This is a genomic window from Mucilaginibacter sediminis, assembly GCF_051903035.1.
GTDB lineage: Bacteria > Bacteroidota > Bacteroidia > Sphingobacteriales > Sphingobacteriaceae > Mucilaginibacter.
Map to the genome: position 1 here is coordinate 4,901,156 of NZ_CP170602.1, position 16,604 is coordinate 4,917,759.

12 protein-coding genes and 1 tRNA gene are annotated in these 16,604 nt (G+C 43.4%); 8 read left to right on the forward strand and 5 right to left on the reverse strand.

Features of this window, described 5'->3' with window-relative positions:
• The first annotated feature begins 28 nt into the window (after positions 1–28).
• A complete protein-coding gene (locus ACFGVS_RS20130; protein WP_439695330.1) occupies positions 29–1,675 on the forward strand; it encodes an Ig-like domain-containing protein in 1,647 nt (548 codons plus the stop codon).
• Here the strand turns inward: ACFGVS_RS20130 and ACFGVS_RS20135 are convergent.
• Entirely contained in the window at positions 1,665–2,177 is a 513-nt protein-coding gene (locus ACFGVS_RS20135; protein ID WP_439695331.1) for a gamma carbonic anhydrase family protein, read from the reverse strand. The two genes, ACFGVS_RS20130 and ACFGVS_RS20135, sit on opposite strands and share 11 nt — an antisense overlap.
• A gap of 108 nt (positions 2,178–2,285) precedes the next feature.
• Between ACFGVS_RS20135 and ACFGVS_RS20140 the strand changes: the two genes are divergently transcribed.
• A tRNA-Gly gene (locus ACFGVS_RS20140) sits at positions 2,286–2,358 on the forward strand.
• Between the two features lie 190 nt (positions 2,359–2,548).
• Here ACFGVS_RS20140 and nadA read toward each other — a convergent pair.
• The gene (nadA, locus tag ACFGVS_RS20145) at positions 2,549–3,541 is read right to left on the reverse strand and encodes a quinolinate synthase NadA (RefSeq protein ID WP_090653347.1); all 993 of its coding nucleotides are present in this window, start codon (positions 3,539–3,541) and stop codon (positions 2,549–2,551) included.
• A 407-nt stretch (positions 3,542–3,948) separates the two neighbouring features.
• On the opposite strand from nadA, the gene nadB reads away from it, so the two are divergent.
• Positions 3,949–5,541, forward strand: a complete 1,593-nt coding sequence (gene nadB / locus ACFGVS_RS20150; RefSeq protein ID WP_439695332.1) for an L-aspartate oxidase — start codon at positions 3,949–3,951, stop codon at positions 5,539–5,541.
• Positions 5,542–5,619: 78 nt separating this feature from the next.
• Here the strand turns inward: nadB and serS are convergent, their stop codons facing one another.
• Positions 5,620–6,891: a serine--tRNA ligase gene (serS, locus tag ACFGVS_RS20155; RefSeq protein WP_439695333.1), complete on the reverse strand. Its 1,272-nt coding sequence runs from the start codon at positions 6,889–6,891 to the stop codon at positions 5,620–5,622.
• 148 nt (positions 6,892–7,039) lie between these two features.
• Here serS and rsmI point away from each other — a divergent pair, with 148 nt between their 5' ends.
• The 3 genes from rsmI to lnt are packed head-to-tail and all read left to right on the forward strand — an operon-like array spanning position 7,040 to position 9,974.
• Positions 7,040–7,789 carry a 16S rRNA (cytidine(1402)-2'-O)-methyltransferase gene (gene rsmI / locus ACFGVS_RS20160; RefSeq protein WP_439695334.1) on the forward strand — a complete coding sequence of 250 codons (750 nt, stop codon included), beginning with the start codon at positions 7,040–7,042 and terminating at the stop codon, positions 7,787–7,789.
• 2 nt (positions 7,790–7,791) lie between these two features.
• Entirely contained in the window at positions 7,792–8,328 is a 537-nt protein-coding gene (locus tag ACFGVS_RS20165) for a DUF1572 domain-containing protein (RefSeq protein ID WP_439695335.1), read from the forward strand.
• A gap of 20 nt (positions 8,329–8,348) precedes the next feature.
• Positions 8,349–9,974 carry an apolipoprotein N-acyltransferase gene (gene lnt / locus ACFGVS_RS20170; protein WP_439695336.1) on the forward strand — a complete coding sequence of 542 codons (1,626 nt, stop codon included), beginning with the start codon at positions 8,349–8,351 and terminating at the stop codon, positions 9,972–9,974.
• A gap of 72 nt (positions 9,975–10,046) precedes the next feature.
• Here lnt and ACFGVS_RS20175 read toward each other — a convergent pair whose 3' ends face one another.
• Positions 10,047–10,424 carry a DUF6249 domain-containing protein gene (locus tag ACFGVS_RS20175; protein WP_439695337.1) on the reverse strand — a complete coding sequence of 126 codons (378 nt, stop codon included), beginning with the start codon at positions 10,422–10,424 and terminating at the stop codon, positions 10,047–10,049.
• A 437-nt stretch (positions 10,425–10,861) separates the two neighbouring features.
• On the opposite strand from ACFGVS_RS20175, the gene ppsA reads away from it, so the two are divergent.
• A complete protein-coding gene (gene ppsA, locus ACFGVS_RS20180) occupies positions 10,862–13,513 on the forward strand; it encodes a phosphoenolpyruvate synthase (RefSeq protein ID WP_439695338.1) in 2,652 nt (883 codons plus the stop codon).
• A gap of 380 nt (positions 13,514–13,893) precedes the next feature.
• Here the strand turns inward: ppsA and ACFGVS_RS20185 are convergent, their stop codons facing one another.
• Positions 13,894–14,481 carry a hypothetical protein gene (locus ACFGVS_RS20185; RefSeq protein ID WP_439695339.1) on the reverse strand — a complete coding sequence of 196 codons (588 nt, stop codon included), beginning with the start codon at positions 14,479–14,481 and terminating at the stop codon, positions 13,894–13,896.
• 240 nt (positions 14,482–14,721) lie between these two features.
• Here ACFGVS_RS20185 and ACFGVS_RS20190 point away from each other — a divergent pair, with 240 nt between their 5' ends.
• Complete coding sequence (locus tag ACFGVS_RS20190; protein WP_439695340.1) at positions 14,722–16,476, forward strand: KAP family P-loop NTPase fold protein; 1,755 nt, start codon at positions 14,722–14,724, stop codon at positions 16,474–16,476.
• Positions 16,477–16,604: the final 128 nt, after the last annotated feature.

The following is a 16,604-nucleotide window of genomic DNA, read 5'->3' on the forward strand; positions in this document are numbered from 1 at the left end:
TAAAAATCGCTTATATCGTCTAAAAACTATGTTAAATCAAAAACCGGCTAATTTTTACAATTTTTTCTTCTATATTTTTGTCGCTTTGGTCATTTTTGGCTGCGCAGCCCAGCAACAACCGCAGGGTGGCCCGCGAGACGTAACACCCCCGGTTTTGGTGAAGGCCTTGCCGGCCAACAAGACCCGCAATTTTGCCGCCAAAGAAATTAACCTGGAATTTGACGAGTTTATAAAACTGGCCAACCAGTACACCGAAATTACCATGAGCCCCACCATGGAAAAACAACCGGAGTACTCGGCTAATAAAAAACACCTACGTATAGTTTTCAAAGACACCCTTAAAAAAAATACAACCTACGTTATCAATTTTGGAAAAGGCATCCAGGATGTAAACGAAAGTAACGTGATGAAAAATTTCACCTACGTTTTTTCAACCGGCCCACATATTGATTCGCTGAGCATTTCGGGAACGGTTACCAATACCCTCACCAGGGAAAATGAAAAAGATGTTACCGTAATGCTTTTCCCACTGAAACAAGATTCCCTCCTCTTCGGTAAAAAGAAGCCTTCCATTTTTACCACCACCGATTCATCGGGAAATTTTAGTTTAAATAATTTACATGAAGACCAGTATCGTATTTACGCGTTAAAAGAAGCAAGCCCGGATAAAATTTTTAACAACGATAATGAACTCATCGCTTTTTTAAAGAAACCCATCAATCTTAAATCCGATACAGCAAATATCAAACTAAACCTTTTTAAGCAATTCCCCGAAAAATTCCGATTCTCCGAAAAACGATTTGACATTGACGGAAAAATGTTGCTGGTATTTAATAAGGCTTTGCAAAACCCATCGCTAAAAATAATTTACCCGGCAGATATCAATAACCAGAAGTTTGTAGAATTTAGTAAAACTAAGGATACCGCATCCGTATTTGTAAAATACATGAACTTCGATTCCATCCGGGTAGCCGTTTATGATAACAATAAACCGGTTGACACAACCTACCTGCTAAAACAGAAAAAAGAAACCTTCGTCCGGGTATTCAACTTCAAATACAATATATCCAACGATAAGCTTAAACCAGGTACCGATCTTAAAATTACCAGCAACCTGCCCGTAGATGCTATTGACAATTCTCAAATCACGCTGAAGGAAGATTCTATCGGGCTGGGCTCATCCGATTATACTTTACAAAAAGATACCGGAAATGTTAAGAGCTTAACACTTAAATACCGATGGCGGCAAAACGCCAAATACGAGCTTATTTTTAACCCCGGCGCATTTACGGATATATATGGTGACAAAAATAAATACGCTTCAAAAAAATTCCAGCCTGATAAGCCCGAAAACTATAGTTCGCTTACGTTGAAAGTTACATTGCCCGATACCTCAAAAGCCTATGTTATCGAGTTGCTTAATGATCAAAAAGTTGTATTAGAGACAACCCCCATAAGGCGAAGCGGGCCTGTTGCCTATAAAACTATTTTAACCGGCAAATACTTCATCCGGGTAATTTACGACGAAAATAAAAATGGCCGTTGGGATAGTGGTAACGTGCACTTAAAAAAGCAACCCGAAAATACCTGGGTAAACGAAAAAGAAATTACCCTGAGGCCCAACTGGGAGGCCGAGGAGCCTATTGTAGTGCCCAAGGAGCCACTTACTCCATAAACCAACCCGAATACATGATATAGTTTTTTGGAAGCTGCTTAAGCAGTTCTATTTGCTGATCTGTTAAAGGCTTTATTTTTTTAGCAGGCATACCGGCATATAAAAAACCCGATTCGCAAACCGTATTTTCCAATACTACCGCGCCGGCAGCAATGATCACAAACTGGTTAACAACCGCATGATCCATCACGATAGCGCCCATACCCACCAGGGTATGGTCATGCAGCGTACAGCCATGCACCAGGGCGTTGTGGCCGATAGATACATTACTGCCAATATTTGTAGGCGCCCTTAAATAGGTAGCATGTATCACCGCGCCATCCTGGATATTGGTGTTATCCCCTATCCTGATATAATGCACATCGCCCCGGATGACCGCGTTAAACCAAACCGAACAATTACTGCCCATCACTACATCGCCAACAATGGTAGCATTTTCGGCGATGAAACAATCTTCGCCCCAGATCGGGCTTTTATCTTTTACAGGTAATATCAGCGGCATAATATTCTAATTAGTGATTTAGCGAATGGGTGAATTAGCGATTTATGCAATTAACGAATAAATGAATTATTGATTAAAAATATTTTGCTATGTTTGAATACAAAATTAGCGGAAATAGCTCAGCTGGTAGAGCATCAGTTTCCCAAACTGAAGGCCGCGGGTTCGAATCCCGTTTTCCGCTCTTACTGCTTCTCACCCTTCATCGAGGTACAAATTATCAATGTTCTTTTCCGATGTAGAGACGCATAATTGCGTCTCCCGCAGGACATTCAGGATTTGCATGTGTGATTTGCATGTGGGAGACGCAATTATGCGTCTCTACAACAGTTTCCCAAATCGGTGAAATCAAAAAAACTCAGTGTAATCCCAAATCATAACCCCAGCCTCGCCGATATCTCCAGCATCCTCTCAATCGGCTTCACTGCTTTTTCAATAATATGTTCAGGTACGGTAACCTCCGGTAATCCATTCTTTAAACACAGGTACAATTTTTCCAGTGTGTTGCGTTTCATGTGCGGGCAATCGTTGCAGGCACAGCTGTTGTTTGGTGGCGCCGGGATGAATATCTTATCCGGGTTCTCTTTTTGCATCTGGTGCAGTATTCCGGCCTCTGTAGCCACTATAAACTCTTTTTCGGGGTGAGTACCCGCGTACTTTAAAATACCCGTTGTAGAGCCTATATAGTCGGCCATTTGCAATATCACTTCTTCACATTCGGGGTGCGCCAGCAGTTTTGCACCGGGGTACCTCTCCTTCAGTTTGGTGATCTTTTCGCGGCTGAAAATCTCGTGCACCATGCAGGCCCCATTCCACAATACCAGGTCGCGTCCTGTTTTTTTGGCAACATATGCGCCAAGGTTTTTATCGGGCCCGAAGATGATCTTCTGATCTTTCGGCAGGCTTTCTACAATCTGCACTGCGTTGCTCGATGTACACACAATATCGCTTAAAGCTTTCAGTTCGGCAGTACAGTTTACGTAGGTGATCACGAGGTGATCCGGATAGTTTTCCTTAAATTTTTTGAATAAATGTGGCGGGCAACTATCTGCTAATGAGCATCCTGCCTTTACGTCGGGTAGTAATACCTTCTTTGCAGGCGAAAGTATTTTGGCAGTCTCGGCCATAAAATGTACCCCGGCAAAAACGATAACATCGGCATCTGTTTTGGCAGCCTGCTGCGATAGCCCAAGGCTATCGCCAATATAATCTGCAATATCCTGTATATCGGGATCCTGGTAGTAATGGGCCAAAATGACTGCATTTTTTTCCTTTTTGAGTTTTTCAATTTCATCAAACAAGTCCAGGGTAGGGTCGATGTATTCGTCCACAAATCCTGTCACATTTATTTCTTCGAAGATATCCATTTCAACAAATCAATTAATAACAACTAATTTTATATATAAATAAAACTATTGTTTGTTATGGTGTTAGTTATGTGCAAAAGTCATTTAAAAAAATGCTATAAAAGTTATTTTTCACTTTTTATTAACAGTTTTCCACAGGTTTTTATTTTCTATTGAGTTGATCCTGTGATTTGTATGACAATCAAATATTAATTTAAAAAGTTATTTGTTAATAATTAGGTAACCTGTAAAATGTTAGCTTTAGTGTTTAAACTGCGCAAAAGTCGCTGAAAATTTTTTCACTTTCAGCATCAAAAATGGAGTTCTCCACACTTTGATTATTTGTTAGCTATTTGTTTACACGAAATTAACATCTTTTATACCCGTTATTAACACAAAGTGTACTTTTACACATATATACATAAAATATGACCCGAAATGTTGATTTTCTGATCGTAGGATCAGGCATCGCCGGATTAAGTTTTGCCCTTAAGGCAGCCAAACACGGTAAGGTGCTGATAGTTACAAAATCAAACGAAGACGAATCGAACACTAAGTATGCCCAGGGCGGTGTAGCAGTAGTTGTTGATAAAAAAGAAGATTCTTTTGAAAAACACATCGAAGACACGTTAATAAGCGGCGACGGTCTTTGCGACCGCGAAGTTGTGGAAGCCGTTGTTAAAGAAGGCCCGGAGCGGATTAATGAAATTATTGACTACGGAACCAATTTTGACAAGACCAACGAAGGCTTTTACGACCTGGCCAAAGAGGGCGGCCACTCTGAATTCAGGGTACTGCATTATAAGGATGTAACCGGGCTTGAAATTGAACGGTCGTTATTAGAAGAGATACACAAAAATCCGAATATCGAGATCCTGACACATTATTTTGCTGTAGACCTGATTACCCAACACCATTTGGGCGAATTGGTAGGTAAATCGAGTACCGATATTACGTGTTACGGTATTTACGCTTTCAACACCGAAAGCAATGTTGTGGAAAAGATCCTGTCGAAAGTAACCGTAATGGCATCGGGTGGTGCCGGTCATATCTACTCTATCACCACAAACCCTACCATTGCTACCGGAGATGGTATTGCTATGGTTTACCGTGCTAAGGGTAAAGTAAGGAATATGGAGTTTATCCAGTTTCACCCAACCGCTTTATATAACCCCGGCGAATATCCATCATTCCTGATATCCGAGGCAGTGCGTGGTTTTGGCGGCGTATTAAAACGTACCAACGGTGAAGAGTTTATGCAGGAGTACGATCCGCGTAAATCATTGGCACCAAGGGATATAACAGCAAGGGCCATTGATGCCGAGATCAAAAAATCGGGCGAAGATTTTGTGTACCTGGATATCCGTCATCGCAGCAAAAAAGATATCTTAAATCATTTCCCTAATATATATGCCAAATGCCTGGAAATTGGGATAGATATGACCAAGGATATGATACCCGTTGCGCCGGCCTGCCATTATATGTGTGGGGGTATTATGGTTAATCACGTTGGGCAATCATCTATATTAAGGTTATATGCCTGCGGCGAATGCTCATCAACCGGCTTGCATGGCGCCAACCGTTTGGCATCCAATTCGTTATTGGAAGCTTTGGTATTTGCACACCGTATTTATGAAGACGCGATAGGAAAGTTTGAAAGTTTTGTGATCCCCGAAAACATTCCGGATTGGGATGAGCATGGCGTACAACTATCAAACGAAGATATCCTGGTAACCCACAATGTACGCGAAATGCAAAAGCTGATGAACGACTACGTGGGTATCGTCCGCTCCGATTTTAGGCTGGAACGTGCCATGCGCCGTTTAGGTTTATTGTATGAAGAAACAGAATCGTTCTACAAAAAAACTAAACTATCCGTAAAGTTATGCGAACTGCGTAACCTGATACAGGTATCATTCATTGTAGTAAAATCGGCTATGTTAAGGAAAGAAAGCCGTGGGTTGCATTATACTACAGATTACCCGGTTCATGCGGAGGAAGTTAAAGATACGGTGTTTTAGAAAATAGACTTTGTTGCGAATATTATTTTAAGCGAACCTAAGTTCGCTTAAAATAATATAATCTTTCTTGTCCCGGACTTAATCAATCCATTCAAACTTAGTGTAAGGTACCAATACCTCTGGTATTTTAATCCCCTTTTCAGTTTGGTTATTCTCTAATAAAGTAGCAACAATACGTGGCAAAGCCAGCGCGCTTCCATTTAAGGTGTGTGCTAATTGTGTTTTGCCTTCGGAATTGCGGAAACGGAGTTTCAGCCTGTTGCTCTGGAAAGTTTCGAAGTTTGATACAGATGATACTTCCAGCCAGCGCTGTTGTGCCGCGCTCCAGGTTTCCATGTCATAAGTTAAAGCCGATGCAAAGCCCATATCGCCACCACATAAGCGTAGCACGCGGTATGGTAAGCCAAGATTTTGTAACAAGCCCTGCACATGAGCACTCATTAACTCCAGGGTTTCGTATGATTTATCCGGGTGTACCACCTGTACAATCTCTACCTTATCAAACTGGTGCAACCTATTCAATCCACGAACATGCGCGCCATAAGAACCCGCCTCGCGACGGAAACATGGCGTATGCCCGCAATGCTTAACGGGCAAATCATCCCCCTTTAATATTACGTCGCGGAAGATGTTGGTGATAGGTACCTCGGCAGTAGGTATCAGGTATAGCTCGTCCTCATTTACAAAATACATCTGTCCTTCTTTATCGGGAAGCTGACCGGTGCCAAAACCAGAGTCCTTATTAACCATCAGCGGTACACTCACTTCGCCGTAACCTGCTTTTTCGGCTTCGTCGATAAAATAATTGATGAGCGCCCTTTGCAGTTTGGCACCCTTATTTTTATAAACCGGGAAACCGGCGCCGGTTATTTTAACACCCAATTCAAAATCAATCAGGTTATATTTTGCAGCCAGTTCCCAATGTGGCTGGGCATTGGCGGGCAATTCCGGCTTTGCACCATTCTCTAAAACAATTTCGTTTTCTTCAGGCGTTAAGCCTTTGGGAACCGAACTATGCGGCAGGTTTGGGAGTAATACCAGTTTTTGGTAAAGCTCCTCTTCGGTTGCGGCCAGTTGATCGCCAAATTTTTTGATGTCTTCTTTCCAGGCACCGGTTTTGGCTTTAATCTCTTCTGCTTCGGCTTTTTTGCCGACACGCATCAGGTCGCCAATTTGTTTTGATGCTGCATTGGCCTCGGCCGAAACGTTATCCATACTGGTTTGGGTGGAGCGACGTTTGTCATCTAACCCTATTATCTCATCAACCAGTTCGGGCTGTTTAAAATTTTTTACAGCCAAACGTTCCAAAACCTGTTCCCGGTTATCCCGGATATAACTAACTTGCAGCATTATTTTATTTTTTAGGCAAAGATATAATTAGTTCATAGTTTATGGTTCATAGTTCATGGCTGTTTTGTGAATTTAAGTTCATGGCATATGGTTCATAGTTCATGGCTGATTTACGACAATCTAACAATGGTCTATGCACGAATAGGCTATGAACAATGAACTATTAACCATGAACCAAACAGGCAAATTATATTTAGTTCCTACACCAATAGGTAATTTAGAAGACATCACGCTTCGGGCGCTTCGCGTGCTGAAGGAAGTTGACCTGATTTTGGCCGAGGATACACGTACATCGGCACCGCTATTAAAACACTTTGATATTCATCAGAAGGTGTTTGCACACCATCAGCATAATGAACACCAATCGTCAAACGAGATCATTAAATTTTTGCTGCAGGGGAAAAACATCGCGCTGATATCTGATGCCGGTACGCCGGCGATATCCGATCCGGGCTTTTTCCTGGTGCGCGAGGCTTTGAAATTCAATTTGGATGTGGAATGCCTGCCCGGCGCTACGGCATTTGTGCCGGCGCTGGTAAATTCGGGTTTTCCTACGGATAAGTTTTGTTTCGAGGGTTTTTTGCCGTTGAAAAAAGGACGCCAGACCCGCTATAAGTTTTTGGCTACAGAAGAGCGTACTATCATACTATATGAGTCGCCGCACCGTTTACTGAAAACGCTGGACGAAATGGCGCTATATTTTGGTGCCGATAGACTAATCTCCGTATCGCGCGAGCTGACTAAAATATTTGAAGAAACCGTGCGTGGAACAGTTGCCGAAGTAAAATTATATTTTGAAACACATCCGCTAAAAGGCGAGTTTGTAATGTGTGTGGCCGGGGCTGAACCGAAGCCGACAAAGAACAAGTACAAAGATGACGATAACGACGACGAATAGCCATGGATATTTATTTGAAGAGTGCCATTACACAGTTTGCCTATTACAAAAAGTTGGGCGAAAAAACATTTGCGCAACTAAATGATGCCGACCTGTTTTGGCAGTTTAATGCCGAAAGCAACAGTATAGCCATAATTATCAAGCACCTATCCGGCAACATGTTGTCGCGATGGACTAATTTTTTGATCTCCGACGGAGAAAAGGAATGGCGAAACCGCGACACAGAGTTTGAAGAAACCATTAATACCCGCGAACAGATCATGGCCGCCTGGGATCAGGGCTGGGATTGTTTGTTTAACGCATTAAACTCGCTAACTGCCGAAGACTGGGAAAAAACAGTTAAAATCCGGAACGAGCCACACCGTATTGAAGATGCAATAAACAGGCAACTGGCCCATTACCCCTATCATGTTGGCCAGATTGTTTTTATCGGCAAAATGATAACAGGATCAAAATGGCAATCGCTATCTATTCCAAAAGGAAAATCCGATAAATATAACGCTGATAAATTTGCAAACCCCGGCGACACCTTTAAATAGATCCCCTTTTACCCTTATTAATGAAAAAAAATACTCCCTTAGCCATACTTTCCGGTTTATTGCTGTGGATAGCCTGGCCGCCGACACCTTATACAACTTTCCTGCTTTTTATTGGCTTTGTGCCCATGCTGCTGGCAATGGAGAACATCATCCAATCTACATCTGCAAAAAAAGGAAAGCAGATTTTTAATACTGCATTCATTGGCTTTTTTGTTTGGAATGTAGGATCTGTTTATTGGGTATACAATGCCTTAAAACAAGTTGGCAACGTGGCAGCCATCCCGGTTACGCTGATCCCCTATTCATTAGGGCCACTGCTTATGGCTACTGCCTGCTGGCTATATTATCGTTTACGATTATTAACCGGCCGTAGCTGGGGCTTAGCCGGCCTGGTTTGCCTTTGGATAGGATACGAATACCTGCATCAAAGCTGGGACCTTAATTTCCCGTGGATGACCCTGGGTAATGGATTTGCCGTTAGTCATCAATGGATTCAATGGTACGAGTACACCGGAGTTTATGGGGGCTCTGTTTGGATTTGGGTGGTAAATATCCTGGCCTTTTTAATTTACGTTGGCCTGCGCGAAGCACAAACCAAACAGTTAAGGCTAAAGCTTACCAGCGGGTTTGTGCTGGCCATTGTTTTGCCCATGGGTTTTTCGTTATATACTTATTATAACTACACAGAGCAAAGCAATCCATCAAATATTGTTGCTGTTCAGCCCAATATCGATCCGTATGAAAAGGAAGGAACTATCCCAACGGCCACCCAGATTGACATTATGGTCAACCTTTCGAAGGGCATAGCGCAGCCCAATACCGAATTTATTTTATGGCCCGAAACGGCCATCCCCGATTATATAGATGAAGACCGGATACAGCAAAATCCTTACTACAGGCAGGCGCATTCCTTTTTGCGCAACTATAAAAACGGCAACCTGGTAACCGGGGCCGAAACGTACAAACTATACAACACCCGCAAAACAGCCACCGCAAGCCCAACACAGCAACCCGGCGTTTTTGCAGATAGTTTTAGTACCGCGTTAAATATCGAAAATGGCGACAAAGTTCAATTTTACCATAAATCGCGGCTGGTTCCGGGGGCCGAATCATTGCCGTTTGGTAAGGCATTATCGTTTTTAAAGCCTGTTTTTGAACACCTTGGCGGCGCAACCGGGGCCTACGGCAGCCAGGCAGATGCCGATGTTTTTTATTCGCAAAGCGGCATAGGTGTCGATCCGGTTATCTGTTATGAATCTATTTTTGGGGGATATATTGCACGTTCGGTAAAAAAAGGAGCACAATTTATTGCTATCATTACCAACGATGGCTGGTGGGAAAACACATCAGGCAAAGACCAGCACCTGGACTATGCCAAACTGCGCGCCATTGAAACCCGCAGGTGGGTAGCCCAGTCGGCAAATACAGGAATCTCGGCTTTTATTAACCAGCGGGGCGATGTGGTGCAGCAAACCAAATGGTGGACCAAAACCGCCATAAAACAAGACATCAACCTGAATTCCGACCTTACTTTTTATGTGATGCACGGCGATTACCTACCCATGGCCGGCAGCGGGATAGCCGTTTTAATCATCCTGTTTATTATTATAAAACCAAGATTTAAAAAGAAGCTAAGAACAGCCTAAAGCATTTTGAATACTACAAAAGGCCCTCCTGTTGATCAGGAAGGCCTTTTGTGTTCTTTGGATTCGATGTAATTATTTATCCAGCCTTGCGTCTTCTTTATCCAGCACTTCTTTTTTTTCGATCCGGTATGACATGAACAAGCCACCACCACCAAATATGGCTATCAGTGAAAAGTAAAGTGCAGCTACATCATCGTCAGATATACTGCGGAACATCGTGTGGTCTAAAACAAATGCCAAAAACAATCCTACACCAGCCCCAACAAGTAACAGGCCCCATTTTAAATTTTGATACGGCGCAGATTGTGGTTTGTAAGCACGCGGGTCCATGCCCCGCTCTATCATCGCCATGCGCTCGCGTTTGTGTAAGTAAACTATGGCAAATATCATGGCAAAAAAGCCTGTGGTAATAATAATGCCTGCTAATATTCCTAAATTCCCGGTGTCCATTTTATTTATGTTTTAATAAGTTAATAAAGTTCTTTTTTCAATCACCCTAACTGGTGTATTTGTATGCTGTGACAACACGGTTTTGAAGCAGGTTACAGGTACCGCAAAAAATAATTGAAAATAAGTGCCCGCTCTTTTGCAATAGCCAAAAGAGTCCCGCGAGACGGGTGCATTACTTGTTAATGAATCATTTAAGCGTTGACTATATAAAACGGACAAATCTGGAAACAACTCTTCCAAATAATTTTAGTCAGAGGCAGGAATGTGCAGTAATATTCTGGCTTTATCTGTTGGCACCGCTGGGATTTCCGGTGCCCTTGTTTGTAAGGATAACGCCCTGTTTAAATGATTATTGCGAGAAAAAAAATATAGTCAAAAAACAGCTTTTTGATAGCTGATCCCTTATATTTTTGGGTGCATATCTCAAAATATACATTATGCTGATACCAGAAAACAACCTCAATTCAACAAAAAAAGGCCCCAAATATGTGCTCAGCTTCCAGGAGATAGACAGATCAATGACCATGGTTGCAGGCGGCAAAGGCGCCAACCTGGGCGACCTATGCCGGATTGAGGGGATCCGGGTGCCCGGTGGCTTTTGTGTTACCACCGAAGCGTATAAACAAATTACGGAGAATAACCCCGAGCTGAACAGCCTGCTGGATGAATTAGCAGGCTTTAAGGCAGATGAAAGGGAAAGTATTAGCACCGTCTGCTCGAAGATTCGCGGGGTTATAGAGGGGGCGGTTATTGCAGGGGATATAGCACATGCTATTACAGGGCACCTGGCAAAGTTTGACGAACAGGACGCCTTTGCTGTACGATCAAGCGCTACAGCCGAGGACTTGCCCACAGCATCCTTTGCCGGCCAGCAGGATACGTATTTGAATGTGATAGGCAGGGATGCCATCCTGAAACATATCAGCAAATGCTGGGCCTCGCTGTTTACCGATAGGGCAGCAATTTACCGCATCCAAAACGGCTTCAATCATCGTAAAGTGCAGTTGGCGGTGGTTGTTCAGCAAATGGTTTTCCCGCAGGCGGCGGGGATTTTGTTTACTGCCGATCCCGTTACCGGTAACAGGAAGGTGTTGTCTGTTGATGCCAGCTTCGGGCTTGGCGAGGCCCTGGTATCGGGCCTGGTAAATGCCGATAATTACAAAGTGTGCAATAGCCGTATCGGCAAAAAAATATCTGCCAAAAAGCTGGCCGTTGTCGCGGTAAAAGGAGGCGGCACCCGGGAACAGGAGATTGAGCCGAAAAGTCAGAACAGGCAGGTGTTAACAGACAGGCAAATTTTACGGCTGGAACGCATCGGCAGAAAGATAGAAGAACATTTTGGCGGCCCGCAGGACATCGAATGGTGTTTAACAAACAATACATTTTATATTGTACAAAGCAGGCCAATTACTACCCTGTACCCAATCCCCGAAAACAGTGAACCGGGAAACCGTGTTTATATATCTGTCGGCCATCAACAAATGATGACCGATGCGATGAAACCATTGGGATTATCGCTATGGCAGTTAACCGCTTTCAGGCCAATGTTTAAAGCCGGCGGAAGATTGTTTGTTGATATTACGGACAACCTAAGCACACCCCTTGGCCGAAAGGCGATAATAGATGCCATGGGAGAACACGATCCGCTCATAAAAGATGCGGTTGTAACCATTGTAGAGCGGGGAGATTTTATAAAACCGGCACAAAACAACAAAGAAGAACTGCCTCGTGTTAAAAGCAGTGCCGGTAAATCGTTCGCAGATATCCAGGCGCAAATCAAAAACGATCCGGCTATCGTTGCTAATTTAATAAAAAGCAACCAGCTATCGGTAAACGAGTTAAAAGATAACATTCAAACAAAATCGGGAGCCGACTTATTTGATTTTATACTGGAAGATGGTCAGCAATCAAAGAAAAACTTGTTCGTTCCGCAAAATATGAGTGCAATTATGGCTTCTGTAGATGCATCATCGTGGATTAATGAAAACATAAAAAAATGGCTGGGCGAGAAAAACGTGGCAGATACGCTTGCTCAATCTGCTCCCAATAATATTACATCAGAAATGGGCCTGGAGCTATTGAACGTAGCCGATGTGATAAGGCCCTATCCTACAGTGACTGAATATTTACAACAGGTAAAGGATGATAACTTTTTAGACAGCCTGGTTGAGATTGAGGGCGGAAAAGAAGCGCGGGATGCTATTGATGCTTACCTGGTCAAATATGGAATGCGCTGCGCCGGCGAAATAGATATTACCAAAACACGCTGGAGCGAAAACCCGGGTATGCTTATCCCCATCATCCTTGGTAACATCAAAAACTTTGGGCCCGGCGCTGGTAAACGTAAGTTTGAGCAGGGCCGACAGGCGGCTTTGAAAAAAGAAGAAGAATTATTAAGCCGGTTAAGGCAATTGCCGCATGGCGAACAAAAAGCCGATGAAACAAAACAAATGGTTAGCATGCTCCGCAATTTCGCCGGTTATCGCGAATATCCAAAATACGGCATAATTAGCCGCTCCTTTGTTTATAAGCAGGCTTTACTGCGGGAAGCCGAAAAACTGGTGGAGGCCGGGGTTATCAACAACAAAGAAGATATCTACTACCTTAGTTTTCAGGAACTCCACGAAGTGGTACGCAGCGGAAAACTGGATTATGAGCTGATTAACCAACGAAAAGACGAGCACAAATTAAATGAAAAACTAAACCCGCCACGGGTTATCACATCCGATGGCGAGATAGGCGCAGGTAAGTACAAAAAGGAGCACCTCCCGGCCGGGGCCATTGCGGGCCTGGCTGTTTCGTCGGGACTTATAGAAGGCCGGGCACGTGTCATTTTAAAAATGGAAAACGCCAGCCTGCAAGATGGCGATATATTAGTCACCACATTTACCGACCCCAGCTGGACACCCTTGTTTGTATCCATCAAAGGCCTGGTAACCGAAGTTGGCGGACTGATGACCCATGGCGCAGTTATAGCCCGCGAATACGGCCTGCCGGCAGTTGTCGGGGTAGAACATGCTACCCGGCTGATTAAAGACGGGCAGCGCATCCGGGTGAACGGAACAGACGGATATGTAGAAATACTATGAATTATGGCGAACCCCTCCTTTGGTCGGGTCGGGCTATACACTTATACACCCGCAGGCATTAAGCGCGGGGCCGGTATTCGTTGCTATCCCTTACGCGAAGATTGGGAAATTTTAGGACTTCCATTTTAAAGAGCTGCTAATGAAGTTGTCGGCATAGGTGTTCGGATGTTTTTTAACTTCCTCATCCCAGGCTATTGTGCATACACAAATAATAGTTTCAATTTACCAATAGGGTTACGGTGAACGGAATCTCTCGTTCCCCTGATTTCTTTTCTCTTTCGGCACTGATGATACTACTCTAAAAAAGGGCGGGCAAAAAACACGATAAAAACCAAAAGGTGAAAACCATACCTCAGCACAGTACAGCTAATAAATTATATTCAATCCTCTCCATCATTCCTTTCATTAATAACCTTCTGGCAATACTCCCTCAATTTAATATCCCTTGTTTCGTCTGTCGCCATTTGCTGTACCATTGGCAGGTATTTGCCTTTATGGTTACGCAACAGCCCCAAAACACATTCAACATAGGTTAAAAAGAAATCGCCTCGTTGTTCCAGCTTTTGCAGCTGAATTTCCTTTGCTGACTTGCCCGGGCTGAATTTGAGCAGACCCGCCGCCATCCAGGCCAGTTCGCCGGTTGAATTAACAACCCAGTCCCCGAGTTTGGCAACTAAAATTTTCGGCGTGGCAACTTCGTCCTCTTCGGAAACCTCGTCCAGCAATCTGCTTGCTGCGTATAAAAAATCACATAGCCAAACATCGCCTTTTTCGCCCTTGCTTATTTGCAACAGCAACGGTTCGATAAGTCTTGGGTTTTTAAGGCTGACCAGCAGGGACGCAAATTTGGTGGGGCTGCTTATTAGGGCTGCCTGGCTTATCAGCTCAATTATTTCCCGCTCAAACGTTTCTGAATTATCAACCAAAACGTCGTACAGGATTGTCAGCTTTTCGTTTATATCAGGCATAGTTTTTAGTTGTGACAGGCAAACGAGTCATTTATGGCAAATATAACACCATCACCGGTTTTTCCGCACAATGTCCCACGCATTACAACCGCCTAATTACCAATAGACTATACAAAAATGAATCCGTTTTGATTATTGCATCTTATTCCTGTTTTGTTTACTTTTAAAAATTAAATAGCGGTTTATGCTATGATAATAAATGGCTTGCCTGCATTTTACATTTATTATAAACCAAATCTTATGACATCAGAAACCAGCGCTTCCTCAGAAAGTATAGAAACCGAAGAACCAAACGGCGAAAAAGTAACAGTTGGGGGCTCGGGAATCACAGATCTTATTGCCGATCTGGATCACGATACGCTGGGCTTTAAACCTTATGTAGAGGCGGTTTATTCTTTTCTTTTACACAAATCCACCAAGCCGCCGTTTACTTTGTCAATCGAAGGAGAATGGGGATCCGGTAAATCTTCATTTATGTATCAGTTAGAGCAGTCGCTCGATAAAGTTCCCAAACAAAAGACGGTTAGGTTTAACGCATGGCGACATGATAAGGTAGAGACCATGTGGGCTGCGTTTGCACTAAACTTTACCGAAAGCCTTACCAGGCAACTACGTTGGTACCAGCGGCCGCTGGTTAATTTTGAGATCAACTGGACACGTTTTGATTGGTCAAAGGGGTGGTTTCCATTAGTCAAATCCATTGTTCTGTATGCCTTTTATGGCTACGTTGTTTTTTTATTATATAACATACTCAGCACCGACAAAATCCGGGAGTTTATTCCCGAAGATGATAAGCTTGATTTAATAAAGATCCTGCCCGCGCTTGGCTGGGCCGGTTTAGTGGTGGTGGCGTTGCTGATTCTGAGTAAGCTGGCAGAATACACCGGGAATCCGTTAAAGGCCGACTTGCAAAGATTCATCAGCAGGCCCAATTATGAAGGAAATACCTCTTTCATTGAAGATTTCCACCGCGATTTTGACAGATCTGTGAAAACCCTGACAAGAAAAGATAAAAAGGTCTTTGTGTTTATTGATGACCTGGATAGGGCGGACATACCAAAAGCGGCAGAATTGATGCAGGGACTAAATATGATGATCTCCAGTTCTACCAAGTTAATCTTCATTATCGGTATGGACAGGGAAAAAGTTGCAGCTGGTATTGCAGCTAAATACAAGGATTTGCTCCCTTTTTTAAATCCATACCAGTCGGCCCTTAATACGCCCGATGGGCTGTTGGAGGCAAGACGATTTGGTTACTCTTTTTTAGAGAAATTTATACAGGTTTCTTTTAACATTCCTCGCCCCGATCAAAAAAATGTGGTAAAGTTCATCAACGCGCTTGGTGCTCCAGCGACTGCGGCCGAAGGGGGCAGCCCGGTACAGTACTTGCCTAAATATACTATTGAAGACGGCGAAGCAGAATCAGAGGCATTTAAAAAAATTGTTAATTTGGTGGCGCCGTTTTTCGACAACAACCCCCGCAGGCTTAAACAATATATCAACAGTTTTAGGCTGCAAGCCCATATTGCTAATTCCATTGGGTTATTTAATTCCGCTAAGGATGCTGGTTTCTCGGCATTGACCATTCAGCAGTTAGGCAAGTTTGTCGCCATTATTACACTGTGGCCAGATATGGTTGCGGAGTTAAATGACGACAGTAATCTGCTGAAATATATTGCCGAAAAGGATACCGGTAATAAAAATGGGGATGAATGGAAAAAGGAAGATCAATTGGTAGAATTAATAGACCTTGTTGATCAGGGCGATGCATCAATTAATATAGCGGATTACAATCTGGCTAAAATTAACATCCTTGCTTTAACCAGGACTTCCACGTTCTATCGTAGTCCAACAGGTCGAAGGCCAGCCAATTCGGCTGCACCTGCAACAGCCGTAAGGAGCACATCAGGACAGACGGGGGCAGATGACGACGACGATGATGACGACGACAATGAAGTGCAAAATCGGGGAGATGCCCGGAATAATCTAAAATAGCGTCGTTGGAGTGATCAGGATGAAACGTAAATTCGAATATTTTCATTATCGGGCTTACAAGTCATAGGTCTCCCCCTGCTACCGCAAGATCTTTTCGCTACCGCTCCAGCATTGTGGCCCGCCGATAG